Origin of the sequence: Achromobacter sp. NPDC058515 (assembly GCF_042721735.1) — a bacterium.
GTDB lineage: Bacteria > Pseudomonadota > Gammaproteobacteria > Burkholderiales > Burkholderiaceae_B > Achromobacter.
Window position 1 is genome coordinate 58,748 of sequence record NZ_JBHXNI010000022.1, and the last position, 22,837, is coordinate 81,584.

General features: G+C 67.4%; 23 protein-coding genes. 18 read left to right on the forward strand and 5 right to left on the reverse strand.

Going from position 1 to position 22,837, the window contains the following annotated elements; genetic code table 11:
* Positions 1-187 precede the first annotated feature (187 nt).
* From ACFWP0_RS27680 to ACFWP0_RS27690, 3 genes are all read left to right on the forward strand, one after another.
* On the forward strand, positions 188-970 hold the full coding sequence (locus ACFWP0_RS27680; RefSeq protein ID WP_377847707.1) for an amino acid ABC transporter substrate-binding protein: 783 nt from the start codon (positions 188-190) through the stop codon (positions 968-970).
* 84 nt (positions 971-1,054) lie between these two features.
* Positions 1,055-1,735 carry an ABC transporter permease subunit gene (locus ACFWP0_RS27685; RefSeq protein ID WP_171667223.1) on the forward strand — a complete coding sequence of 227 codons (681 nt, stop codon included), beginning with the start codon at positions 1,055-1,057 and terminating at the stop codon, positions 1,733-1,735.
* The gene (locus tag ACFWP0_RS27690) at positions 1,732-2,487 is read left to right on the forward strand and encodes an amino acid ABC transporter ATP-binding protein (RefSeq protein WP_377847709.1); all 756 of its coding nucleotides are present in this window, start codon (positions 1,732-1,734) and stop codon (positions 2,485-2,487) included. Before ACFWP0_RS27685 ends, ACFWP0_RS27690 begins: the two co-directional genes overlap by 4 nt.
* Before the next feature lie 62 nt (positions 2,488-2,549).
* Here ACFWP0_RS27690 and ACFWP0_RS27695 read toward each other — a convergent pair whose 3' ends face one another.
* Positions 2,550-3,275, reverse strand: coding sequence for a peptidoglycan DD-metalloendopeptidase family protein (locus ACFWP0_RS27695; RefSeq protein WP_377847711.1), 726 nt, complete (start codon positions 3,273-3,275; stop codon positions 2,550-2,552).
* A 217-nt stretch (positions 3,276-3,492) separates the two neighbouring features.
* Between ACFWP0_RS27695 and ACFWP0_RS27700 the strand changes: the two genes are divergently transcribed.
* The 11 genes from ACFWP0_RS27700 to cyoD all read left to right on the forward strand — a co-directional run bounded on the left by ACFWP0_RS27700 (position 3,493) and on the right by cyoD (position 14,061).
* Positions 3,493-4,782: an MASE1 domain-containing protein gene (locus ACFWP0_RS27700; RefSeq protein WP_377847713.1), complete on the forward strand. Its 1,290-nt coding sequence runs from the start codon at positions 3,493-3,495 to the stop codon at positions 4,780-4,782.
* Entirely contained in the window at positions 4,772-6,322 is a 1,551-nt protein-coding gene (locus ACFWP0_RS27705; protein WP_377847715.1) for an acyl-CoA-binding protein, read from the forward strand. The genes ACFWP0_RS27700 and ACFWP0_RS27705 overlap by 11 nt, the downstream gene beginning before the upstream one ends.
* Before the next feature lie 27 nt (positions 6,323-6,349).
* Positions 6,350-6,775, forward strand: coding sequence for a DUF2946 family protein (locus ACFWP0_RS27710; RefSeq protein ID WP_377847717.1), 426 nt, complete (start codon positions 6,350-6,352; stop codon positions 6,773-6,775).
* Between the two features lie 61 nt (positions 6,776-6,836).
* On the forward strand, positions 6,837-7,460 hold the full coding sequence (locus ACFWP0_RS27715; protein WP_377847719.1) for an SCO family protein: 624 nt from the start codon (positions 6,837-6,839) through the stop codon (positions 7,458-7,460).
* A 17-nt stretch (positions 7,461-7,477) separates the two neighbouring features.
* Positions 7,478-7,969 carry a copper chaperone PCu(A)C gene (locus ACFWP0_RS27720; RefSeq protein ID WP_377847720.1) on the forward strand — a complete coding sequence of 164 codons (492 nt, stop codon included), beginning with the start codon at positions 7,478-7,480 and terminating at the stop codon, positions 7,967-7,969.
* Positions 7,970-8,186: 217 nt separating this feature from the next.
* Positions 8,187-9,389, forward strand: coding sequence for an ATP-binding protein (locus ACFWP0_RS27725; RefSeq protein WP_377847722.1), 1,203 nt, complete (start codon positions 8,187-8,189; stop codon positions 9,387-9,389).
* A 5-nt stretch (positions 9,390-9,394) separates the two neighbouring features.
* The gene (locus ACFWP0_RS27730; RefSeq protein WP_035183092.1) at positions 9,395-9,946 is read left to right on the forward strand and encodes a response regulator transcription factor; all 552 of its coding nucleotides are present in this window, start codon (positions 9,395-9,397) and stop codon (positions 9,944-9,946) included.
* 259 nt (positions 9,947-10,205) lie between these two features.
* Entirely contained in the window at positions 10,206-11,114 is a 909-nt protein-coding gene (cyoA, locus tag ACFWP0_RS27735) for a ubiquinol oxidase subunit II (RefSeq protein WP_377847725.1), read from the forward strand.
* Between the two features lie 2 nt (positions 11,115-11,116).
* Positions 11,117-13,093, forward strand: coding sequence for a cytochrome o ubiquinol oxidase subunit I (gene cyoB, locus ACFWP0_RS27740; protein WP_377847726.1), 1,977 nt, complete (start codon positions 11,117-11,119; stop codon positions 13,091-13,093).
* Positions 13,094-13,096: 3 nt separating this feature from the next.
* Positions 13,097-13,711 carry a cytochrome o ubiquinol oxidase subunit III gene (cyoC, locus tag ACFWP0_RS27745; protein WP_377847728.1) on the forward strand — a complete coding sequence of 205 codons (615 nt, stop codon included), beginning with the start codon at positions 13,097-13,099 and terminating at the stop codon, positions 13,709-13,711.
* Positions 13,711-14,061: a cytochrome o ubiquinol oxidase subunit IV gene (gene cyoD, locus ACFWP0_RS27750; protein ID WP_346518949.1), complete on the forward strand. Its 351-nt coding sequence runs from the start codon at positions 13,711-13,713 to the stop codon at positions 14,059-14,061. The genes cyoC and cyoD overlap by 1 nt, the downstream gene beginning before the upstream one ends.
* A gap of 358 nt (positions 14,062-14,419) precedes the next feature.
* On the opposite strand, the gene ACFWP0_RS27755 is transcribed toward cyoD, so the two are convergent.
* Positions 14,420-16,933: an ankyrin repeat domain-containing protein gene (locus tag ACFWP0_RS27755; RefSeq protein ID WP_377847730.1), complete on the reverse strand. Its 2,514-nt coding sequence runs from the start codon at positions 16,931-16,933 to the stop codon at positions 14,420-14,422.
* Positions 16,934-17,111: 178 nt separating this feature from the next.
* On the opposite strand from ACFWP0_RS27755, the gene ACFWP0_RS27760 reads away from it, so the two are divergent.
* Positions 17,112-17,756 carry a nitrogen fixation protein NifQ gene (locus ACFWP0_RS27760; RefSeq protein ID WP_377847732.1) on the forward strand — a complete coding sequence of 215 codons (645 nt, stop codon included), beginning with the start codon at positions 17,112-17,114 and terminating at the stop codon, positions 17,754-17,756.
* Positions 17,757-17,765: 9 nt separating this feature from the next.
* Here the strand turns inward: ACFWP0_RS27760 and ACFWP0_RS27765 are convergent, their stop codons facing one another.
* Entirely contained in the window at positions 17,766-19,802 is a 2,037-nt protein-coding gene (locus ACFWP0_RS27765) for a TonB-dependent receptor domain-containing protein (RefSeq protein WP_377847747.1), read from the reverse strand.
* Between the two features lie 130 nt (positions 19,803-19,932).
* Between ACFWP0_RS27765 and ACFWP0_RS27770 the strand changes: the two genes are divergently transcribed.
* A complete protein-coding gene (locus ACFWP0_RS27770) occupies positions 19,933-20,148 on the forward strand; it encodes a SlyX family protein (RefSeq protein ID WP_171667212.1) in 216 nt (71 codons plus the stop codon).
* 7 nt (positions 20,149-20,155) lie between these two features.
* Here the strand turns inward: ACFWP0_RS27770 and ACFWP0_RS27775 are convergent, their stop codons facing one another.
* Complete coding sequence (locus tag ACFWP0_RS27775) at positions 20,156-20,974, reverse strand: class I SAM-dependent methyltransferase (protein WP_377847734.1); 819 nt, start codon at positions 20,972-20,974, stop codon at positions 20,156-20,158.
* A gap of 221 nt (positions 20,975-21,195) precedes the next feature.
* Here ACFWP0_RS27775 and ACFWP0_RS27780 point away from each other — a divergent pair, with 221 nt between their 5' ends.
* Positions 21,196-21,549 (forward strand): DUF4148 domain-containing protein, encoded by a 354-nt coding sequence (locus ACFWP0_RS27780; RefSeq protein ID WP_377847735.1) that lies wholly within the window; start codon positions 21,196-21,198, stop codon positions 21,547-21,549.
* A 229-nt stretch (positions 21,550-21,778) separates the two neighbouring features.
* Positions 21,779-22,159, forward strand: a complete 381-nt coding sequence (locus ACFWP0_RS27785) for a hypothetical protein (RefSeq protein WP_377847737.1) — start codon at positions 21,779-21,781, stop codon at positions 22,157-22,159.
* A gap of 126 nt (positions 22,160-22,285) precedes the next feature.
* Here ACFWP0_RS27785 and ACFWP0_RS27790 read toward each other — a convergent pair.
* The coding region (locus tag ACFWP0_RS27790) for a phosphate acyltransferase (protein ID WP_377847739.1) at positions 22,286-22,837 on the reverse strand (552 nt) is incomplete at its 5' end.

Here is a 22,837-nt window from a genome sequence, read left to right on the forward strand (position 1 = left end):
GGTACCGCCTGGATGATCCCCGGACCGACCGCGCCAGGGCGCTGAGCCATATGACTTGCGGCTATATTTTTACTATTCCTTATGCTTTGTGGAAAAATAGGCCCGTTGTTAGAGTGCGGCTACGCCGGAGGGCATTGCAGGCCCACATGCTCTCCACAGTGATATCGCTTATCCGTGGAGCATTGCCATGAAACTCTTCCGTACGCTTTTCATCGCCGGCCTGGTGCAAGTCGCCGCCCTGTCCGCCGCCCACGCCCAGTCGGGCCTGGACCAGATCAAATCCGCCGGCGTGTTCAAGATCGGCACCGAAGGCACCTACGCCCCCTTCACCTTCCACGACGCATCCGGCCAGCTTACCGGGTTTGACGTGGACATCGGCCGCGCCATCGCCGAGCGCCTGGGCGTGAAGGCCCAATTCGTCGAAGGCAAATGGGACGGCCTGATCGCCGGCCTGGACGCCAAGCGCTACGACGCCGTCATCAACCAGGTCGGCATCACCGACGCGCGCCGCGCCAAATACGACTTTTCCGACCCGTACATCTCGTCGGCCGCCGTGCTGATCGTGCGCGACGACAACACCAGCATCAAGTCCTTCGCCGACCTGAAGGGCAAGAAGTCCGCCAACACGCTGACCAGCAACTTCGGCAAGCTGGCGCAAAGCCATGGCGCGGAAGTGGTCGCCGTGCAGGGCTTCAACGAAGCCATCGACCTGCTCACGTCCGGCCGGGTCGAGGCCACCGTGAACGACAACCTGTCGTTCCTGGACTTCAAGAAGCAAAAGCCGAACGCCCGCGTGAAGATCGCGGCCACCGACAAGACGGCCGAATTCAGCAATTCCGGCGTGCTGATCCGCAAGGGCAACCCCGAACTGCAGGCCGCCATCAACAAGGCGCTGGCCGACATCAAGGCGGACGGCACCTACAAGACCATCTCGGTCAAGTACTTCGGCACGGACCTGTCGGCGCAATAAGCGACTGGAGCGCACATGACGCTGCCTACCTGGCTGCAAACCGTCCTGCCCGACTGGCTGCTGGCGAAAATAGGCGAATGGGCGGTGCCGGCCTGGGTGCAGCTCATGGCGGACTCGTTCTGGCCCCTGCTGCATGCGGGGCTGGTATTCACGGTGCCGCTGACGCTGATGTCCTTTGCGCTGGGCCTGGCGCTCGCCTTCGTGGTGGCGCTGATCCGGCTGTTCGGCCCGGCCCCGCTGGTGGCGGTGGTGCGCTTCTATGTCTGGCTCATCCGCGGCACGCCCCTGCTGGTGCAGCTCTTCGTGATCTTCTACGGCCTGCCCAGCGTGGGCATCGTGCTGGATCCGCTGCCCGCCGCGCTGATCGGCTTCACGCTGAACGTGGGCGCCTACAACTCCGAAGTCATCCGCGGCGCCATCGAGTCCATCACCAAGGGCCAATGGGAAGCGGCCTATTCGCTCAGCATGACGCGCGGCCAGGCCCTGCGCCGCACCATCCTGCCGCAGGCGGCGCGCGTGGCGGTGCCGCCGCTGTCCAATTCGTTCATCGCGCTGGTCAAGGACACCTCGCTGGCGGCGGTGCTGACCGTGCCCGAGATCTTCCAGGCCGCGCAGCGCATCGCCGCGGTCACCTATGAGCCGCTGATCCTCTACACCGAGGCCGCGCTGATCTACCTGGTGTTCAGTTCCGTCCTGTCCGCGGCCCAGGTGCGCCTGGAGCGGCGCTTCGGCCAGCATGCCGTGTTTACCGAGAAGACCCGATGATCCGCCTGGAAAAGATCGAAAAGGCATTCGGCGGCAATCCCGTGCTCAAGCAGGTGGATGTGCGGATCGCCGAAGGCAGCGTCACCGCCCTGATCGGCCCGTCCGGCAGCGGCAAGAGCACCTTGCTGCGCTGCGTGAACCTGCTGGAAGTCCCCGACCGCGGCACGCTCGAAATCGGGCCGGAGACGGTCGAGTTCCAGCCCGGCCGCAAGCTGGCCCGCGACCAGGTCCAGCGCGTGCGCAAGCAGACCGGCATGGTGTTCCAGAACTTCCAGCTGTTTCCGCACCAGACGGTCATGGGCAATGTCATGGAAGGCCTGCTGACCGTGCAGAAGTGGCCCGCCGACCGCGCCCGCGCGCGCGCCGAAGAGCTGCTGCGCAAGGTCGGCATGCTGGAAAAGGCGGACGCCTGGCCCGCCAACCTGTCTGGCGGGCAGCAGCAGCGCGTGGCGATTGCCCGCGCGCTGGCTCCCGCGCCGCGCGTGTTGCTGTGCGACGAACCTACCTCCGCGCTGGACCCCGGCCTGGCGGCCGAGGTGGTGGACGTGCTGCGCCAGCTTGCCGCCGAAGGCATGACCATGCTGATGGCCACGCACGACCTGCGCCTGGCTGCCAGCGTGTCGCGCGAAGTGGTGTTCCTGCTGGACGGCGTCGTGGTCGAGGCCGGCGATTCCCGGACGGTATTCACCCAGCCCGCCGACCCGCGCACCGCCGCCTTCATCTCGACCCTGACGCAGGAAGCCACGCTGTAGCGGCGGCTCCCTGGTTTCCTGGTGTCAGACACCCGAGGCAGGTGTCAGACACCGACTTGAGGCTACTTCGACGGCAAGGACCCTGCCGGGTCGACCGCCTGGCCGTCGTAGCGCAGCTCGAAATACAGGCCCACCTGCTTGCTGTCGCTGTTGCCCATCTCGGCGATCTTCTGCCCCTGGCTCACGCGCTGCCCTTCCTTGACCAGCAGCTTGCTGTTGTGGGCGTAGATGCTGAGGAAACTGGCGTTGTGCTTCACGATCACCAGATGGCCATAGCCGCGCAGGCCGCTGCCGGAATAGGCCACCGTGCCCGGCGCGGCGGCCACGACCGGCGTGCCCGAGGAATTGCTGATCACGATGCCGTTCGAACGCGAACCGTCATAGCCGCGCGTGACCTTGCCCTGGGCGGGCCACACCAGCGAGATCGCGCCCGGCGGGGCGGTGCGCCGCTTGCCCTGCGTGGTGGCCGGCCGGGTCGAGGCCTGCCGCTTGCTGCCGGCCTTGCTGGGCGTGGACGTGCGCGCCTGGCCGGCGGGCGGCTCGACCCGCAGCACCTGGCCAACCTCGATCGCATTGGAATTGGACAGCTTGTTCCAGCGGACCAGGTCGCTCACGCTCGTGCCTTCCTTGCGCGCGATCTGGGTCAGCGTGTCGCCCGACTGGACGCGGTAGTAGCCGGGCTGGACCTTGGTGGTGCCGCAAGCGGACAACAGCACAAGCAGCGCCGCCATCAACGCGCCCATCCACAGGCGGGCGTACGGCCCCGCCCGGGTCGGGCCGGTAGACATGGCGGAAACGGGCAAGGTCGGAACGGACAGGGAATGCACTGAAACCTGGGGCACTGAAAGTGGGGTGTCGGAACTGGGTGCGTTCAAGGGTACCAAGATTTTGAGGCCGCGGCGCGGCGCGGATGCTTCGCAACGGCGCCCTGGCCGTGTATAACCCGCTGATTGAGGCGAAGCGCTTTCGTCGCGAATCAATGCATCAGCAAGGACCGACATGGCAATGACCGGCACGTCCACCAGAAATCCGCTATGCCTGCTGTGGGCCATTCCGTATCTGCTGTGCGGCGTGTTCTCGCATCTGCTCAACGATCCGGTCAGCCACGCGTTCTTCGTCTGGCTGCCCCCGGGGGTGGCCGTCGGCGCCTACCTGCTGTCGCCGCGCCGCGACTGGCCGCTGCTGCTGCTGGGCTTCTTCTGCGCCCAACTGATCCTGAGCCTGGTCTGGCGCGGGCAGCCCGCCACCGCGGTCGTGCTCGCGGTCACGGGCAGCCTGTCTTCCCTGTTGGCCGCCTGGACGGTGCAGCGCCTGTCGCCGCGCGCCGACGGCCTGGGTTTCGTGGCGGCCCTGCTGGCGGGCGCGGCGGTCGGCGCCGCCAGCAGCGCGCTGCTGGGCGGGGGCTGGCTGTGGCTGACGCAGGACGCCCATGCCCTGGTCCGGCTGCGCACCTGGGTGACGGCCTACCTGGCGGGCGTGCTGATCCTGGCCCCGGCGCTGACGGGGTGGGCGCGGTTCCGCCCGCGGCGCTCCGGCGGCCCCGGCTTGCGGGACCTGGCGCTGGGCGCCGCGGCCTATGCGCTGATGATCGCCTCCACCTTCATGACCTTTGACGGCGAGATGATCGCAAACCTGCCCTATGTGGTGTCGTTCGAACTCACCTACCTGCCGCTGGTGTTCGCCGTGCTGATCGCGCTGGTATGGGGAGCGCCGGGCGGCACGCTGGCGATGGCGACACTGGCGTTGATGGCCCTGTATCAAAGCGCGCAGGGCGAAGGCCCCTTTGTCGAAGCCAGCGACCCCTGGCATGTGCTGCTGGCCACCCAGGTCTACCTGGTGGTGACGGCGCTGCTGCTCCTGCTGGTCAACACTTTGCGCGGCGCGCGCGCGCAAGCCCTTGAATACGCAGAGCAATGGCGCGGCCGCTTCGACCTGGCGCTGGCCGGCAGCCACCAGCTGATGTACCGCTACAACCCCAACGACGGCACGCTGGAGCTGGCCGGAGACCTGCAGGACGCGTTCGGCGTGCCCGCGGGCGCCGTCGCCGACCTGGATGCGCTGCTGGCGCGCGCCCACCCCGAGGACCGTTCGCGCCTGACGATGCACTGGGCGGCGCGGCGCGCGGGCGCGCAGGACCGCACGCCGCTGCTGTTCCGCGTGGCGCATGCCGATGGCGGCTGGCGCCTGGTCAGCGACCGGGGGTCGCCGCTGGCCGACTTCGACGGCAGCGTCGCCGTGGTGGCGGGCATGTGGCGCCTGGGCGAGATCGAGCACGAGCCCGCCGATGCCGGATAGCGCAGCCCACGCCGACGCCGGTACCGGCGCCCTGCTGATCCACGGCCTGGGCGGCACCCAGTACGACCTGGGGTCCATGCACAAGGTCTTGAAGCGCGCCGGCATCGAAACGCACAGCCTGACGCTGCCCGGGCACGGCACCACGCCGGAAGACCTGCTGGGCGTGCGCGCGGAGGCATGGCTGGACGCGGTGACCGAGAAGTACCGCGAGGTGGCCGCCCGCCACGACACCCTGCACGTCATGGGCATGTGCCTGGGCGCGCTGCTTGCGGTGGAGCTCTGCAAGCGGGTGGGGCACCAGAAGGGCAAGCTCGTCTCGCTGGCCGCGCCGGTGTTCATCGACGGCTGGAGCACCCCGTGGTATCGAGGCCTGCGCAAGCTGGTCTACCGCATTCCCGGGCTGGCCGCGCGCATGCGAGTCGAAGAGGAAGAGCCCTACGGCATCAAGAACGAGCTGGTCAGGTCCATCGTCAAGGCCAAGTTCGAGCGCGGCGAGAACTTCCATTACCGCTGGGTGCCGCTGGCCTGCGTGCGCGAGGTCGACCGGCTGCGCGGCTTCGTCATGCAGGGCCTGGACCGCATCGCCTGCCCCACGCTGATCGTCCATGCCCACGAGGACGAGCTCACCTCGGTGCGCTCGGCGCGCTTTCTGCATGACGCGATCGCCGGCAGCCAGCTCGTGCTGCTGGACAATAGCTACCACATGATCTGCGTGGACAACGACCGCGACCGGGTCGCCGCCAATGTCCTGCAGTTCATGGACCGCGACCCGGCCGCCGCGCAATCCCCGCGCGCCGCCGGCCGCGCCGCCCCCATGGGCGCGGCCGATATCGAACGCATCCTCGGCGCCTATCGCGATTCGCTCCTGGCCGGCGAGTTCGAAACGCTGTTCCCGCTGTTCGCCGAGGACGTGGTCTGGCACGAGGAAGGCGACAACCCCGTCAGCGGCGTCTATGAAGGCCGCGGCGCGCTGATCGACCTGTTCTCGCGCCTGATGGACTATTCGCGCAATACCTTCACGGTCAGCAGCGTGGGCCAGCCCGCGCTGGCGGGCCGCGCCGTGGCGCTGCCGCTGCGCTTTCAGGTGCAGGACGGCGCCCGTGTCCACGACGGCGCCGCCACCCATACGCTGCGCCTGCGCAACAATGCCATCGCCAAGGTCAACGCCCGGGCGGACGAGCCCGAGCGCGAAGATGCGATGTGGCGCCGGCTGGCCGCCGCCAACGGCAGGGAACCCGAGGGCGACGCGATGGACGAGGCCACGCTGGCCATCGCCGCGCACGCCCTGCCCGACGCCTTCGAAGCCGCCGCCATCGCGCTGCGGGCGCTGGCGCAGCCGCCGTCCGCCGCCGTGAGCCTGCGCCTGCATGCCTACGAGCAGCAGGCGCGCCATGGCGACGCCCCGCCCGCGCCCGGCGCCGATGCCGACGCGCTGGCGCAGGTGCGGCATGCGGCCTGGCGGATGCTGTCCGGATTGCCTGCCGACCAGGCGCAGCGCCGCTACATTGCCCTGGTACGCAGGCTGGATACGGACGACTGAGGGCCGGGCTTGGCATAGAATGCCCGCATGCCGAGCCTGACCCGCCTCCTTCACGCCAGACGCGCCCTGCGCGCCCGCGGCGTGCTGTGGCTGGCGCTTTTGGCCCTGGCGCTGCGCGCGCTGGTCCCGGCGGGCTACATGCCCGATGCCCGCGCGCTGCACGACGGCCGGCTGGAAGTCACGTTCTGCTCCGCCGCCGGCGACCTGTCCACACTGAGCGTCGCGCTGTCGCCCGAGGGCGGCGGCAAGGCCGGGCACGATGCCGCCGACACCGGCGCGCAATGTCCCTTCGGCCTGCTCGCGCACGTTGCGCCCGCCCCCGCGCCCGCGCTGGCGCCCATCCTCGTCTCGGCTGGCCGGCGCACAACGCTGCCGCCCGTTTATCGCGCCCTGCCCCCGCAGCCCGCCCAAGGCCCGCCGCTGGGTTCGCGAGCCCCACCCTCCCTGGCCTGACTCCGCCCGACCGCGCGGCGTTGCCGCGCGCCTTGCCGACACGTCAATCCCAGAGGTTTTCATGCATTCCCCCTTCCTGCGCGCGCCCGCCGGCGCGACGCGCGCCGCCGCGCCCGATCCGCGGCGGCGCCTGCTGCTGTCCTCCCTCGCCCTGCTGGCCCTGGCCGGCTGCGGCCCCGACGCCCCGAAACTCATAGGTATGGACCTATCGGACATGCCGACGGGCGACTTCCAGCTGCAAGACACCGACGGCCGGGAGCGCCGGCTGGCCGACTACCGCGGCCAGCCGGTCATGCTGTTCTTCGGCTTCACGCAATGCCCGGACATCTGCCCGACGGCGCTGACCCGCGCCATCGAGATCAAGGGCCTGCTGGGCGCGGACGCCGAAAAGCTGAAGGTCCTGTTCATTACCGTGGACCCCGAGCGCGACACGCCGGAGATCCTGCGCGCCTACACCCAGGCCTTCGATCCGGGCTTTGTCGGCCTGCGCGGCACCGCGGAGCAGACCCGCGCCGCCGCCCAGTCCTTCAAGGTGTTCTATCAGAAGGTCCCCACGGGTTCCTCCTACACCATGGACCACACGGCGCTGACCTACATCATCGACGCCGAGGGCAAGCTGCGCCTGGCGCTGCGCCACCAGCAAAGCGCGCAGGAATGCGCGCAAGACCTGCGCACCGTGCTTTGACTCCCTAGGAAACCATCATGAAAAAAATCGCGATCAAGCCCCTGGCCGCCGCCTTCGCCCTCTGCGCGCTGGCCGGATTCAACCACGCCGCCCTGGCCCAGGACGCCGGACTGTCGGTGCAAGACGCCTGGGTGCGCGCCACCGTTCCCAACCAGCACGCCACGGGCGTGTTCATGCGCCTGACCTCGGCCGCGCCAGGCCGGCTGGTCGGCGTGGAGTCGCAGGCGGCCAAGCACGTGGAGGTGCATGAAATGGCCATGCAGGACAACGTCATGAAAATGCGCCAGGTGGCGGGCGTCGACCTGCCCGCCGGCCAGGCGGTCGAGCTCAAGCCCGGCGGCTACCACGTCATGCTGATCGACCTGGCCGGGCAGATCACGCCCGGCGACCACGTGCAGCTCACGCTCATCGTGGAAGACGCCGCGCGGCGGCAGCGACGCGTGCCCGTGGACGCGGTGGCCCGGCCGCTGAACACGGCGTCCGCGCCGGCCGCCGGCCACGGCCACTAATAGATAGATAAGGACGGGCGGACTTTAAATGGGGACAAACTAAATACCCGCCCGCCTGCGCCTCCCCCTGATTCGCCATACAATGCCAGCACATCCCCGCCCGCGCTTCTCCAGGCCAGGCGGCTGCCGGCCACTCCCGCCGCGCCGGATGTCAGCGTTCCGCGCCGCCGGGCGCCCGTAACTGCCGGCAGATTGGCCGGCGCCTCTGTGTCTGGATATGCCCGGTAGTTCCGCCTTTTCCTTCCTGCGTACCCTTTGCAGCCTGCGCTGGCTCGCCATCGCGGGCCAAGCCGCCACCATCCTGCTGGCCAGCAGCGTGCTGGGCCTGGACCTGCCGCTGGAACCGCTGTGGGTGGGCGTGGGCCTGCTGATCGGCTTCAACGTCTACGCCAGCCTGCGCCTGCGCCACCCCCGCGACCTGTCCCACGCCACCGCCTTCGGCCATTTGTTCGTCGACATGGCGGTGCTCGCCTGGATGGTGGGCTGGAGCGGCGGCATCAGCAATCCGTTCGGCACGATGTTCCTGATCCTGACCGCGCTGGCGGCCCTGGCGCTGCCGCGCAACTGGGCGCTGGCCGCGGCGTTGGCCGGCGTGCTGGGCTACGCCGCCGCCGCCATCTTCGGCCAGCCCCTGCGCGGCGACGCCGACACCCACAATCTGCTCTTGTGGGGCCTGGGCGCCAACTTCCTGATTTCCGTGGTGGTGGTGCTGGTGTTCTCGACCCGCCTGGCGTCGGACCTGCGCGCCCGCGAACGCGAGCTGGCCCGCCTGCGCGAGCGCTTCACCCGCAACGAAGGCATCGTCGCCCTGGCGACCCACGCGGCGGCCATGGCGCATGAACTGAACACCCCGCTGGCCACCATGACCCTGCTGACCGACGAGATCGCCGCCGAGGTCCGGGACGAGGACCTGCGCGCGGACGTCGCCACGCTGGGCCAATTGCTGGCCCTGTGCCGGGAACGCATCCGCAACCTGGCGGTCCCAACTGCCGTGGACCTGGTCCGCGTGGTGGGGCAATGGCGCCTGATCCGGCCGACCATCGACCTGCAGCGCTCGGGCGTCCTGCCCACCAGCCTGCGGGTGGACCCGGCCATCGCTCATTTGCTGCAGGCCCTGTTGAACAACGCGGCGGACGCCGGCGAAGCCGCCGAGGAACCCCGCGTGGACCTGCATCTGGAATACGGCTATGGCGCGCTGCGCGGCGAAGTGCGGGACTACGGGCGGGGCTTCGACCCCGACCAGACCCTGCTGCCGGCGACCAGCCTGTTCAACAGCGGCAAGCCGGGAGGGCTGGGCGTAGGCCTGGCGCTGTCGCATGCCACCGTGGAACAGATGGGCGGCGAAATGACCATGACCGCCGCCGACGGAGGGGGCACCCGCATCCGCTTCTACCTGCCCCTGGGCAACCCCGGAACCTGAATGTGATGAATCCAACCGATCTTGGCCTGCTGATTGACGACGACGAGCTGTACGTGCGCACCTTGCAGCGCAGCCTGTCGCGCCGCGGCCTGGAAACCCGAACCGCCACCGGCATCGCCGAGGCGCTGCGCGTGGCCGAGGAAATCCGCCCCGCCTTCGCCCTGGTGGACCTGCGCCTGGGCGAAGACTCCGGCCTGACCCTGATCCGCCCCTTGCGCGCCCTGCGCGCGGACATGCGGATTCTGCTGGTCACGGGCTACGCCAGCGTGGCCACCGCCGTCGAGGCGATCAAGCGCGGCGCGGACGACTACCTGCCCAAGCCGGCCACGGCGCCGATGATCCTGCGCACGCTGGGCCTGGTGAAGCCGGAAACGGTTACCATCGAAACGACCATGACGCCGTTGCACCGCCTAGAATGGGAGCACATCCACCAGGCCCTGCACGAAACCGGCGGCAATGTTTCCGCGGCGGCGCGCCTGTTGGGCATGCACCGGCGCTCCCTGCAGCGCAAGCTGGCCAAGAAACCGGGGCCGGAACGCGAAGTGCTCGTCGACTGATTTGTGCGGTTGCGACACATCCACGCAACCCCGGCTTGTGCAGGTGCGACATATCGTCGCACCCCCATCCCTCCCCTGGGGGCATCTGTTCCCCTAGGAAAACCCTGAATCTGCTCCCCTTGGGGCAGATTGCTCCCAGGCAATGCGACCATTCGTCGCAGGCTTGACCCAAATCAAACCGATAGGATGGACGTTGCTGCTTGGCAGCATTCCAGTCTGCTGCCCTGCAGCATTTCCCACCTTCCATCCAAGGCTGTACGTGAAACACCCCCTCCTTGCGACCCTTACGCGCATTTTCGGCGTCGGCGCGGTCATGCTGCTTGGCGGCTGCAACATGGAAATCCTCTCCCCCAAGGGAGATATTGGCGCCCAGGAAAAGACTTTGCTGTTCACGGCGACGGGGCTGATGCTCATCGTCGTGATTCCGGTCATCGTCATGATCCTGGCGTTTGCCTGGAAATACCGCGCATCCAACACCAAAGCTGACTACCAGCCCAAATGGGCCCACTCCACCGCGATCGAAGTCGTGGTCTGGACCGTCCCTTGCATCATCGTGGCGATTCTTGCCGTGATCACCTGGCGCTCCACGCACGCGCTGGATCCCTACAAGCCGCTCGTGTCCGAGCACAAGCCGGTGACCATCGAGGTGGTTTCGCTGGATTGGAAGTGGCTGTTCATCTACCCCGAGTACGACATCGCCACGGTCAACGAGATCGCGTTCCCCGTGGACGTGCCGGTGAACTTCCGCATCACCTCGGCATCGGTCATGAACTCGTTCTTCATCCCTCAGCTCGGCAGCCAGATCTACTCGATGGCGGGCATGGAGACCAAGCTGCACCTGAACGCGCGCGAAGCCGGCACCTATGCGGGCATCTCGGCCAACTACAGCGGCGCCGGCTTCTCCGGCATGCGCTTCAAGGCCATCGCCATGTCGCAGGAAGGGTTCGACAACTGGGTAAAGGACGCCAAGGCGGCCCCCACCGCGCTGACCCCCGAGGTCTACGCGGAACTGACCAAGCGCAGCGAGCGCAATCCGGTCGTGAAGTACTCCTCGGCGCCGCCCGCCATGTTCGATTTCATTCTGGGCAGCACGATGACCAAGATGGCCGGCGTGGGCTCCCCCGCGTGCACCCCCACGTCGAATAATCTGATCGCAGGAATCAACTAACAATGCTCGGGAAACTCACCCTCGAGGCCATTCCGTACCATGAACCTATCGTCATGGTTACGCTGGCCGCCGTGTGCCTGGGAGGCCTAGCGGTCTTCGGCGCAGTCACCTACTTCGGCAAGTGGAAGTACCTCTGGACGGAATGGCTCACCTCCGTCGACCACAAGCGCATCGGCGTGATGTACATCATCGTCGCGCTGATCATGCTGCTGCGCGGCTTTGCCGACGCCATCATGATGCGCACCCAGCTCGCTGTCGCGTCAGCGGACTCGGCCGGCTTCCTGCCGCCTCACCACTACGACCAGATCTTCACCGCCCACGGCGTCATCATGATTTTCTTCATGGCGATGCCCTTCATCACCGGGCTGATGAACATCGTGGTGCCGCTGCAGATCGGCGCCCGCGACGTGGCCTACCCGTTCCTGAACTCGCTGAGCTTCTGGCTGTTCGGCGCCGGCGTCGCGCTGATGATGATCTCGCTGTTCGTGGGCGAATTCGCCGCGACCGGCTGGCTCGCGTATCCGCCGCTGTCCGGGCTGGACTACAGCCCAAGCGTGGGGGTGGACTACTACATCTGGGCGCTCCAGATATCCGGGCTGGGCACAACGCTTAGCGGCATCAACTTCATCGTGACCATCCTGCGCATGCGCGCGCCAGGCATGAGCCTGATGAAGATGCCGATCTTCACCTGGACCTCGCTGGTCACCAACGTCCTGATCGTCGCCGCCTTCCCCGTGCTGGCCGCGACCCTGGCGCTGCTGACGATGGACCGCTACCTGGGCACGCACTTCTTCACGAACGACATGGGCGGCAACGTCATGATGTACGTGAACCTGATCTGGATCTGGGGCCACCCCGAGGTCTACATCCTGGTGCTCCCGGCGTTCGGCGTGTATTCGGAAGTGGTTGCCACCTTCGCCCGCAAGACGCTGTTCGGCTACAAGTCCATGGTCTACGCCACGGCCGCCATCGGCGTGCTGTCGTTCCTGGTCTGGCTGCACCACTTCTTCACCATGGGAGCGGGGGCCAACGTCAATGCCTTCTTCGGCATCGCGACAATGATCATCTCGATCCCGACCGGGGCCAAGATTTTCAACTGGCTGTTCACCATCTACCGCGGCCGCCTGCGCATCACCACGCCGGTGCTGTGGACGCTGGGCTTCATGATCGTGTTCGTCATCGGCGGCATGACCGGCGTCATGCTGGCCATCCCCGGCGTGTCGTTCGTGCTGCACAACAGCCTGTTCCTGATCGCCCACTTCCACAACACCATCATCGGCGGCGTGGTTTTCGGCTGCATCGCCGGCATGACCTACTGGTTCCCCAAGGCCTTTGGCTTCACGCTTAACGAGCGCCTGGGCCGCTACTCGTTCTACTGCTGGTTCGTCGGCTTCTTCCTGGCCTTCATGCCCCTGTACATCCTGGGCTTCAAGGGCATGACGCGCCGCCTGAACAGCTATGACAACCCCGAATGGCAGCCCTACCTGCTGGTCGCCCTGGCCGGCGCCGCGCTGATCATGCTGGGCATCTGGTTCCTGCTGCAGCAAGTGTTCGTGTCCGTGCGCCAGCGCAAGCAAAACCAGGACGTCACCGGCGATCCCTGGGATGGCCGCACCCTGGAATGGGCGATTTCCTCGCCGGCTCCTTTCTACAACTTCGCCCACGTTCCTCACGTCGATGAACTGGACCAGTTCTGGGAAGACAAGCAGAACGGCAAGGCCTACAAGCGCCCGGCCAAGTACGAAGACATCCACATGCCGCGCAACACCGCCGTCGGCGTTTTCATCGGCGCCTTTGGCCTGGTCATGTGCTTTGCCCTGATCTGGCACATCTGGTGGCTGTCCATCGTCGGCTTCGTCGGCATGATCGGTTCGTTCATCGTTCGCGCCTATGACCGCGACATCGACTACTGGGTCCCGGCCGCGGAAGTCGAACGCATCGAAAACGCTCACTTTGACAAAATGCAAAAGGCCGCCTGAGCCATGATTCAAGCCGTAGCCACTCTCCCCCACGCGGGTCACGACGATCACGCGCATCACGACGATGGATCCAAGACCGTATTCGGTTTCTGGGTCTATCTGATGAGCGACCTGCTGATCTTCTCGGTGCTGTTCGCCACGTTCGCGGTGTTGTCCAACGCCACCGCGGGCGGCCCCACCGGCAAGGAACTGTTCGACCTGAGGTTCGTGCTGGTCGAAACGCTGTTGCTGCTGGTCTCCAGCTTCACCTTCGGCATGGCCAACCTGAACGTGCACGCCAACAACAAGAGCCGCGCGATGGGCTGGTTGATGGTCACGTTCCTGTTCGGCGCGGGCTTCATCGCGATGGAAATCTATGAATTCCATCACCTGATCAGCATCGGCGCCGGTCCGGGCCGCAGCGCCTACCTGTCGGCGTTCTTCACGCTGATCGGCACGCACGGCCTGCACGTCACCTTCGGCCTGATCTGGATCATTGTCCTGCTGGACATGATCCGCCGCCATGGCCTGGACTCGATCAACAAGCGTCGCCTGGCGTGCCTGAGCCTGTTCTGGCACTTCCTGGACATCGTCTGGATCTGCGTCTTCACCTTTGTCTACCTTCTGGGAGCCCTCTGATGTCGCACTCCGCTGCGGCCGCACACGGCCACGACGATCACGCCGCCGACCACGGCAGCCTGAAGTCCTACATCATCGGTTTCGTGCTCTCGCTCCTGCTCACCTTCGGCTCGTTCGGCCTGGTGATGTACGGCGCGCTGTCCCATACCGTCACCATCATCGGCGTGGTGGCGCTGTGCGTGCTCCAGCTGCTGGTGCAGCTGGTGTACTTCCTGCACATGGGCGCCTCGAAATCGGCCCGCGACAACCTGGCCGCCTTTGTCTTCACCGTGCTGATCATCGCCATCATCGTCGGCGGTTCGGCCTGGGTGCTGTACAACATGAACGTCAACATGGGTCACGCCATGTAATGACGGCCAGCCGTTGAAGCAAAAAAACAGGCGCCTTCGGGCGCCTGTTTTTTTGGTCCGGCCGCCGCCATGGCGTGGCTCCGGTGTCAGACACCCTCGGCGCAGGTGTCTGACACCCTTGATATGCGCAGGTGTCTGACACCCTTGATATGGTGCCCCGGGTGTCAGACACCGGAACAGTGGGGGCGCCTGTTTTTTTTTGGTCCGGCCGCCGCCATGGAGTGGCTCCGGTGTCAGACACCCTCGGCGCAGGTGTCTGACACCCTTGATATGGCGCCACGGCTTCAAGCCAATCGTCCCCGGGTGTCAGACACCGGAACAGTGGGCGGGTGTCTGACACCGGAGCATTGGGAGCGTTCTACTTCGGCGCGGTCACGGCCAGCGTCACATTCGCGCGCTGCGCCAGCTCGGCGGCGGTAAGGCCCACGAAGGGCTGCACGCGCGAGCGCTGGTTCAGGTCGCAGCTTGCCGCCCCCGCCGCGCCATCCAGCACCTGCTTGACGGCGCGCGCGCCCGTCGGGCTGATCGGGCCGCTGTTGCCCAGCTGCCAGGCCAGCACGTCCGCCACCGCCATGCCGCAACGCCACGGCGTGCGAGTGATGCCGGCGCCATGCTCCAGCAGCATCGCGGCCTTGGCTTCCTTGCCCAGCCGCAGCATCGTCACCAGCGGCAGCGCATCGGCGTCCACCACGCCATCGATCCGGATGCCGGGATCGGTCCGGTCCGACACGTCGGCGCCCGCCTGCAGCCAGGCCTGGTACAGGTCGTCGGGCAGCCACGGCAGGCTGAGCGGGGCGATGCGGTTATCGTTCAAGCCGGTCATGTCGTCGGTCCGCGTCAGCGGCACCCCGGCAGCCAGCAGGCGCTCCGCCGTGGCGCGCAGCCTGGCGCGCTGGCCGTCCCACGCCGGGCTGTCCTGCTTGACCGAGGCGCGGATCTCCAGCTGGTTCCAGACCATCAGGAGGCTGGACAGCGCTTCGGGCGTCAACGGCGCCTGCGGCTTGCCTGCGGCCTGCGCCAGCTGGTCCACCAGCGCGGGCTGCAGGTAGCGCGCCGCCAGGCTCAGCGCTTCGTTCAAGCCGTTGCGCTCAAGCGTCTTGCCGGCGCTGTAGCCGCCCGCCGCCGGATCCGCGCCATGCGCCAGCGCGTAGGTCACGCGCTCCGGAATCGGATAAACCGCCGTCGGCGTGAACTCGCCGTTGATCGATTCGCGCAGCGCTTCCAGCAGCGGCGTTTCCCATAGGGCGCGACTGCCGTAGTGCATCCGGATATAGGCGGCGTTGATGTCCGCCCCCTTGGCCAGCAATTTCTCGGCAAACCAGAATTTCTTCGGGCTTTGCAGCGCGGCGTGCAGCAGCGAGCGCCCATTCTTCTCGCGGGCATTCGGATTGGTGCCCTTGTCCAGCAGGTAGGCCAGGTTGTCCTTGTCTTCGCTGTAATAGGAGATGCGCCGCATCAGCAGCGGCGTGCCGTTGTAGTCCACCGCGTCTACGGGCGCGCCCGCCGCGATCAGCATGTCCGCCAACGCATAGCGCTCCGCCGCCGGGCGCGTGTCCCTGCCGTCCGGCAACGCGCTGGCCAGCAGCGGAAATCCATTGTTGGGGCCGTCCGCCTTTGCGCCCGCCGCCAGCAAGGTCCGCACAATTTCAAGCTGCTTGCGCGACACGGCGGCGGCCAGCGCCGATGTGCCGTTCTCGTTCACGCCATCGGGGTCCTGCCCGCCCGCCAGTTCGGCGCGCACCGCCTCCAGATCGTCCGCCTGGATCGCCTTGAAGATCGCCAGCCGCGGCCGGCAGACATCCGCGCTCAGCGCCTTTTCATTCAGGGCGGCGCCGATGCGGGCGGCGATATTGCCGGGGATGGGCTCCTTGGCGGCCAGGCGGCGAGAGCAGTACTGCCGGTAGTCCTCGCGCGCCAGGGCTTCGAAATAGCCGCGCTTGTCGCCCGCCTTCTCGCGCTGCGTCCAGCGGGCGTCGCCGCGGTTCAGGTAGGCGGCCGTGCGCGACGGATCGCGCCGCAGCACGTCGCCGAGGATGCGGTCGGCCTGCGCCGCGTCGCCTGACTCGGCCAGCCAGAAGCCGTAGTCGTTCAGGGCCGTCAGCGTCTCCGCGTCCTTGCCGCCGGGATCGATCTCGCGGTAGTCCTGCTCCATGACGAAGCGGCGCAGGTCGGCCAGCGCGCGGCCGAACTCGGCCGTCTTGGCGCGCGGCACGGCGCGCGCCACCTGATGCAGCGTCCGGAAGGTGGCCGTCGCGTCCACGGGCGCCTGATGTTCAAAGCGCACTTCGGCGGGGAAAACCTTCAGGCTGCCCGGGTAGTCCACCAGCGCCGGCCGCAACGAGGCCAGTGCCTGCGCGCGGCGGGCTTCGTCCCATGGCCGGGCGCTGGTCACGACCGCGAGCCGTGCGTCCGCATGGACCGTGGCCGCCTCGCCCTTCCCGTCCACCAGATAGCCGTTGACCACGGAATCGTCGGCCCCGTTGTAGCGGTAGCCCACCCAATAGAACGTCTCTACGCCGCGCGGCGCCCTGACGCTCACGTTTTCCTCGTTCGACGCCTTCCATTGCGCGGGGTCGATCACCAGCGGCTGCGACCGGAAATCCAGCCGGAACTCCTTGCCGTCGCCTCTCAGGTAACGGTACAGGTACAGCCGGTTCTCCATCTGGCCAACCAGCAGAGCGTCCCTGACGTTCTCGGTCCCCCAGACGCGCCGCTCAGGTTCACGCAAGGGATAGCGGGACAAGCGGATGGACTCGATGGCGGCGCCGATATCGTGCGCCGCGACGGGCGGCGGCGCGGCCGCAATGCCGGCAAGCGCCACTGCGACGGCGCCAAACAATCGGGAAACTGCGGGGCGGAAGATGCGCGGCATGCTGGGTGCGACGAATTGGAGGGAGGCCGATGATACCCGCCAGGCGGCCCGCACCTGGGGTATGTCCCGACGCGGATTCATGGGAAAGGGCGCGAACGGGTGCGGGCTTTCGTTATATATTCGACAATATAACGTTTCGTTAACAGCTTAATTAACTCGCGACCGTCGCAATCCCATCATGGACGCCGTCCTGACCCCCGCCGTGCTGCCCCCTTCCCCCGCGCAACCCGATGTCGCCGCGCCGGCCCAACGGTTTGCCCGTGCCCTGCTGCGCCATGCGCCTCCCGGGCATCCCGATGCGGGCTTCTTCGCCACGGTCATCGGCACCAGCCTGGCGTATCGGGACCTGGCGCGCAGCGGCCTGGCGCCGGCTGAATTGCACGACTTGATCGGCCATCTGTTCCCCGGCGCGCTGGCCGGCCACGACAGCGCGCTCGCTACGCTGCGCGACCAATGCGCGGCCTATGCCGACGGCCCAGCGACCGATCCCCAGCCCGGCTTCACGCAGCTGATGCGCGTGCTGCTGGACGCCTACCGCGCGCCCAGCCTGGACACCACCACGTGGGTCGGCAGCGTCCTGGCGCACGCCTGCCTGCGGCCCGACCATCTGTGGCGCGACCTGGGCCTGTCCGGCCGCGAGGACGTCACCTTCCTGCTGGCCCGGCACTATCCCGGACTGGTCATACGCAATGTGCACAACCTGCGGTGGAAGAAATTCCTCGCTTATTCCGCTTGCGAACACGCCGGCCTGCCGCCCCAGGCCGCGCCAGGCTGCCCGGGCTGCGAGGATCATGGGGTCTGCTATCCCGTCGCGCCCGACTGACGCCGCGCCTCAGAACCGGTAAGTCGCCCCCATGCCCAGCCCCGCGCTGCGCCCGGCCGCCGGCTCGTAGTAGCGTCCGTTGCTTTCATTGACGATCACCGACCCCGCGTAGCGCTTGTCGAACAGGTTATCCACGCGCGCATAGGCGTTCAGTTCCCACGCGCCCAGGATCTTCACGTAGCCGACGCTCGCCGCGGCCACGAAGTAGCCGGGCGCATCCTGGTCGTTGGCGTCGTTGACGTAGATCTTGCTCAGGTAGCGCCCTTCGACCGAGGCCTGCCAGCCTTGCGGCGGCGCCCAGGCCAGGGATGCGAACGCCGCCTGGCGCGCAATGCCCGGGATCTTGTTGCCGGCGCGGATGCCGCCGGTGGAATCGTCCGCATAGCGGGCGTTCAACCAGGTGTAGGCGAACTGCGTGCGCCAGTGCCGCGCGAATTCGCCCGACCAGCCCAGCTCCGCGCCGTCGCGCCGCGTGCGGCCGGCGTTCTGATAGCTGGTGCGTCCGCCGGAGCTGCCCGCCGAGACAATCTCGTCATCGGTGCGGGTATGGAACACCGCGGCCGTCAACAGCCCGCCGCCCATGCGCGCTTTCACGCCGGCTTCCAGGTTGGTGCTGACGGCGGGCAGCAGCCCGAAATTCAGGCCCGGCAGGCCGCCGGGCCGGTACGAGATCTCGTTGAGCGTCGGCGTCTCGAAGCCGCGCCCGTACGACGCGTAGAGGCTCGCGTCGGCATTGACGGCGTAGCGCAGCGCCGCCACCGGCAAGGCCTTGCGGTAGCGCGCGCCGCCGCTGTCGTCGACGTTGCCGGGCACGATGTAATGGTCGTCGGAATCGAAGCGGACGGTGCTCCAGCGCAGGCCGGCATCCAGCGTCCACCGCTCGGCGAACGCCCACGACGCCTGCGCGTACGGGTCGGCGTTGTACACCGTGTTGGTCTCGTCGCGCCGCAAGGCGCCGCGCACGCCCAGTTGCTGGCTGGCTCCCGTGCCGATGAAGTTCTGATAGCCCTTGCGGTCCTCGCGCATGGAGTCGTAGGCAAAGCCGCCGACCAGGGTCAACGGCCTGCCCGCCAGGTCCAGCTCGGACGTCCAGCGCAGATCCGCGCCGCCATACCGGCGCTTCAGGTCGATGACGCCGCCCGCCTGGGTGGGCGCGAGCTGCGCCGCCGGCGGAATCGACTGGTACTGCGTGGTGTCGCGCTGGCCGTAATAGACCATCAGGCGCAGCGCGTTGCGGCCATCCACCTGGCGTTCGTAGACGACGCCGCCCTGCGTCTGGCGCACCGTCTTGCGGGTGTCGTACTGCTCGGCCAGCGGCGCGCTGCGCGGATCGTCCTGGAATTGCTGGTAGGTCAGGCCCAGCGGGTCCTGCGCCTTCAGGTCCACGCTGTTGACGACCACGGTCAGGCGGCTGGCGTCGTCCAGTTGCAGTCCCAGTTTTGCATTGCCCAGGTTCTTGCGCGCGGCGCTGTGGTCGCGGTAGCCGTCGGTGGTGAACCGCGTCAGGTCCAGCACATAGTCCAGTTCGCCCGCGCCCGTGCCCGTGATCCCGCTTGCGCGGGCGCCGTAGCGCCAGGTGCCGTAGCTGCCGCCCCAGCCGCTGGCCGACACCGAAGGCGGCGCCGCGCCGTCCTCCGTGAACACCTGGATCACGCCGCCCGAGGAATTGCCGTAGAGCGCCGAAAACGGCCCGCGCAGCACCTCGACGCGGGCGATGGAGCCGATGTCGATATTCGAGGTCTGCCCCTGCCCGTCGGGCATGGTGGCCGGGATGCCGTCCACATACAGGCGCACGCCGCGCACGCCGAAGGTGGACCGCGCGCCGAAGCCGCGGCTGGAAATCTGCAGGTCCTGCGCGTAGTTCTGGCGATTCTGGATCTGCAGGCCCGGCACGCCGGCCAGCCCTTCGGACAGGTTGATCCCGGGCTGCCCCCGGCGCATGGCCGCACCCTCCACCACGTCCACCGAGGCCGGCGTGTCGAGCACCGAGGTGCCCAGGCGCGTGCCGGTGACGACGACGGGAGCCAGGACAGGCGCCTGCGCCATGGCGGCCGCGGCCGGCGCGAGCGCCAGGAGCGTGCCGGCCGCCCGCCGCCACGCCTTGCCCCCACGCCATCGCCGCTGTGCCAAACCCGTCTCCTGTAGCTGCGGGCGGGAATCGGTTCTAATACCCGCCATGGATAAATCGCAAGACATCGAACGCCGCCTGCTCGAGCTGGAGGTCAAGGCCAGCTTCGCGGACGATCTGCTGGAGCAGCTGAACCAGATCATCGTCCGCCAGCAACAGCAGATAGACCGGCTATTGCGCGAGGTTGCCGACCTGCGCCAGCAGGCGCCCGAGGGCGCCGCCCCGTTCCGCAGCCTGCGCGACGAGCTGCCGCCGCATTACTGAGGCGCCGCTAGTAGCGGTAGCGCAGCAGCCTGGTCATGCCTCCCAGGAGCTGCACCCGGCGCATCAGCCACAGGGCCGTCTGCGCCGGCCAGGAATAGCGCGCCCTTTGCTTGCGGTCGCCGGGCTCGTACCCCCCTTGCTCGGTGCGCAGCCGCAAGCCCGGCACCAGCGTCTCCAGTTCTTGCGGACTGCCAAGGCTCCAGCGCGTGACCGCCCCGGTTGCCTGGATCATGCGGTTGTGCGCCACCCAGGTCAATCCCAGCCGATTGTAGGCATCGAAGACGAGCTCGCCCGTGGGAAATTGCGTGGTGACGGCCCGCAGCAATTGCAGCAGCGCTTCCTCGGGCAGATACAGGAATAGGCCCTCGGCCACGACCAGCGTCGGCTTGTCGGCGGGAATCCCCGCCAGCCAGGCCAGGTCGGTCACCGGCGAGCCCACCAGGCTGCAGCCTGGCCGGGCCGGATACAGCCTGCGCCGCAACGCGATGACCTCGGGATAGTCCACCTCGTACCAGTTGACCGCCGCCGGCGGATCCACCCGGAACACCCGGGTGTCCAGGCCGCAACCCAGGTGCAGCACGGTGGCGCCGGCGTGCGCCGAGAGGAACTCGCGCACCCAGCCGTCCAGCGTATGGGCCCGCAGCGCCAGGCCGATTATCTCGTCCCGGCGCATGCGCAGCCGGGAAAAATCGTGGTCGATGCGCCCGACCGCGGCCTCGGCGTAGCAATCCCGCAGCACGGAGTCCGGCAGGCGGCTCTCGCGCGCCTTGGCGTAGAGCGTGATCAGCAGCGTCGCTTTTTCACGCGTGAGATGAATCTTTTCCATGCGGGCTCCCGTAAGTCATGCAGCTACGCCCTGATTTCCACTAATGGCGAAATTAAGCTCACATTTAGCCTATTTTTCCACTGATGGAATTATCTTTTACGGATATACGGGTTTACCCCTACCTCTATTCGGCGCAATATTGAGTCATCGGGAAACAGCAACGAAGCACGACGGATAGGCCGCCGGATTCGCTCCCAAGCTCTTGGAATCGGAGGTTTACCATGAAGACCCTTGCTACCGCTTTGATGATGTCCCTGGCCGCGCTGAGCGCCGGCGCTTACGCCTCGTCCAACGTCGAACCCAACAACGTCCCCTTCCAGGGTGTCTACGGCACCCCGTACGAAGGCCCGACCCGCGCTCAGGTGCAGGCTGAACTGGCTGCCGCGAAGGCTGCCGGCCTGGTCACCAACGTCGAACCGAACAACGTGCCTTTCCAAGGCGTCTACGGCGCGCCCCAGTCGGGCAAGACCCGCGCCGACGTTCAGGCCGAACTCGCCGCCGCGAAGGCCGCCGGCCAGGTGTCGAACGTCGAGCCCAACAACATGCCGTTCGCCGGCGTCTATCACGGCAACTAAGCCGCCCGCAGATTTACCCTCCCCTTGTTGTACCTTGGCCGCCCATTTGGGCGGCCTTTTTTGTGCAGCGTGGGGGCGCTTTTTTTCCGCCGGGCCGCCCCAAGGAAAAAACGCCCCCGCGGGGGCAGCAAACACGCGCAGCGTGTGCAGCGTGGGGGCGCTTTTTTCGCGTACTATCGCCTCAGGTTCTGGCATGGCAATGACGACTCTTCAGACTAGGGAGCACATCTTGAGATATACCCGCGTTCTCGCCGCGTTGTTCTTGGCAGGCGGCCTGTCGGCGGCGGCTGTTGCCGCGCCGCCGGTGATGCTGAACGACGCCCTCATCACGCAGATTGCGAAGGCCGACCGCGCGTCGTTCCACGAGGCCGTGGCGCAGTCGCTGAACAATTCGGCCGATGGGCAGCGCACCGAATGGACCAGCACCGCCCAGCGCAAGAAGGCCGCGCCGATCACCGTGCAGCTGACTCCCACCCAGACCAGCAAGGTCAAGGACGATCGCGTCTGCCGCTTCCTGGTTGCGGACTTTGCCCGCACCACCACCACGGAAAAATGGCAGTTCTGGTTCTGCAAGCAACCGGACGGCACCTGGAAGGCCAGCAGGAACTGACCCTCCGGCCGCGGACGCCGGCGTCCGCGCATGAAAAATGCGCGCTGCCCCATCCAAGGATGGAGTCAGCGCGCATTTTTTTGCCCGCGGGTCCGGCGCAGGCCGCGCAGCGCCGGACGGAAAGCCCTAGGCGGTTTCCACCCGGTTGGCGTCCAGCACGGTCATGGCCGTCATGTTGATGATGCGGCGCACGGTGGAGCTGGAGGTCAGGACATGCACCGGCGCGTTGCAACCCAGCAGGAACGGGCCCACCGCCACGTTGCCGCCCGCCGCCGTCTTGAGCAGGTTGTAGGCGATGTTGCCGGAGTCCACGTTCGGGCACACCAGCAGGTTGGCTTCGCCCTTGAGCGTGGACGACGGCAGGATGCGCATGCGCAGCGCCTCGTCCAGCGCGCAGTCGCCGTGCATCTCGCCGTCGATCTCCAGTTCCGGCGCGGCTTCGCGCACCAGTTCCAGCGCGCGGCGCATCTTGGCGCCCGAGGCCGAGCTGCCCGAACCGAAGTTCGACCGCGACAGCAGGGCCACCTTGGGCGCCAGGTTCATGCGCGCCATTTCCTGAGCCGCCATGACCGTGAATTCGGCTATCTGTTCGGCCGTGGGCTCGTCGTTCACATGGGTGTCCACCAGCACCACCGTGCGCTCGTTGAGCAGCAGGATGTTCATGGCGGCGTACACGTT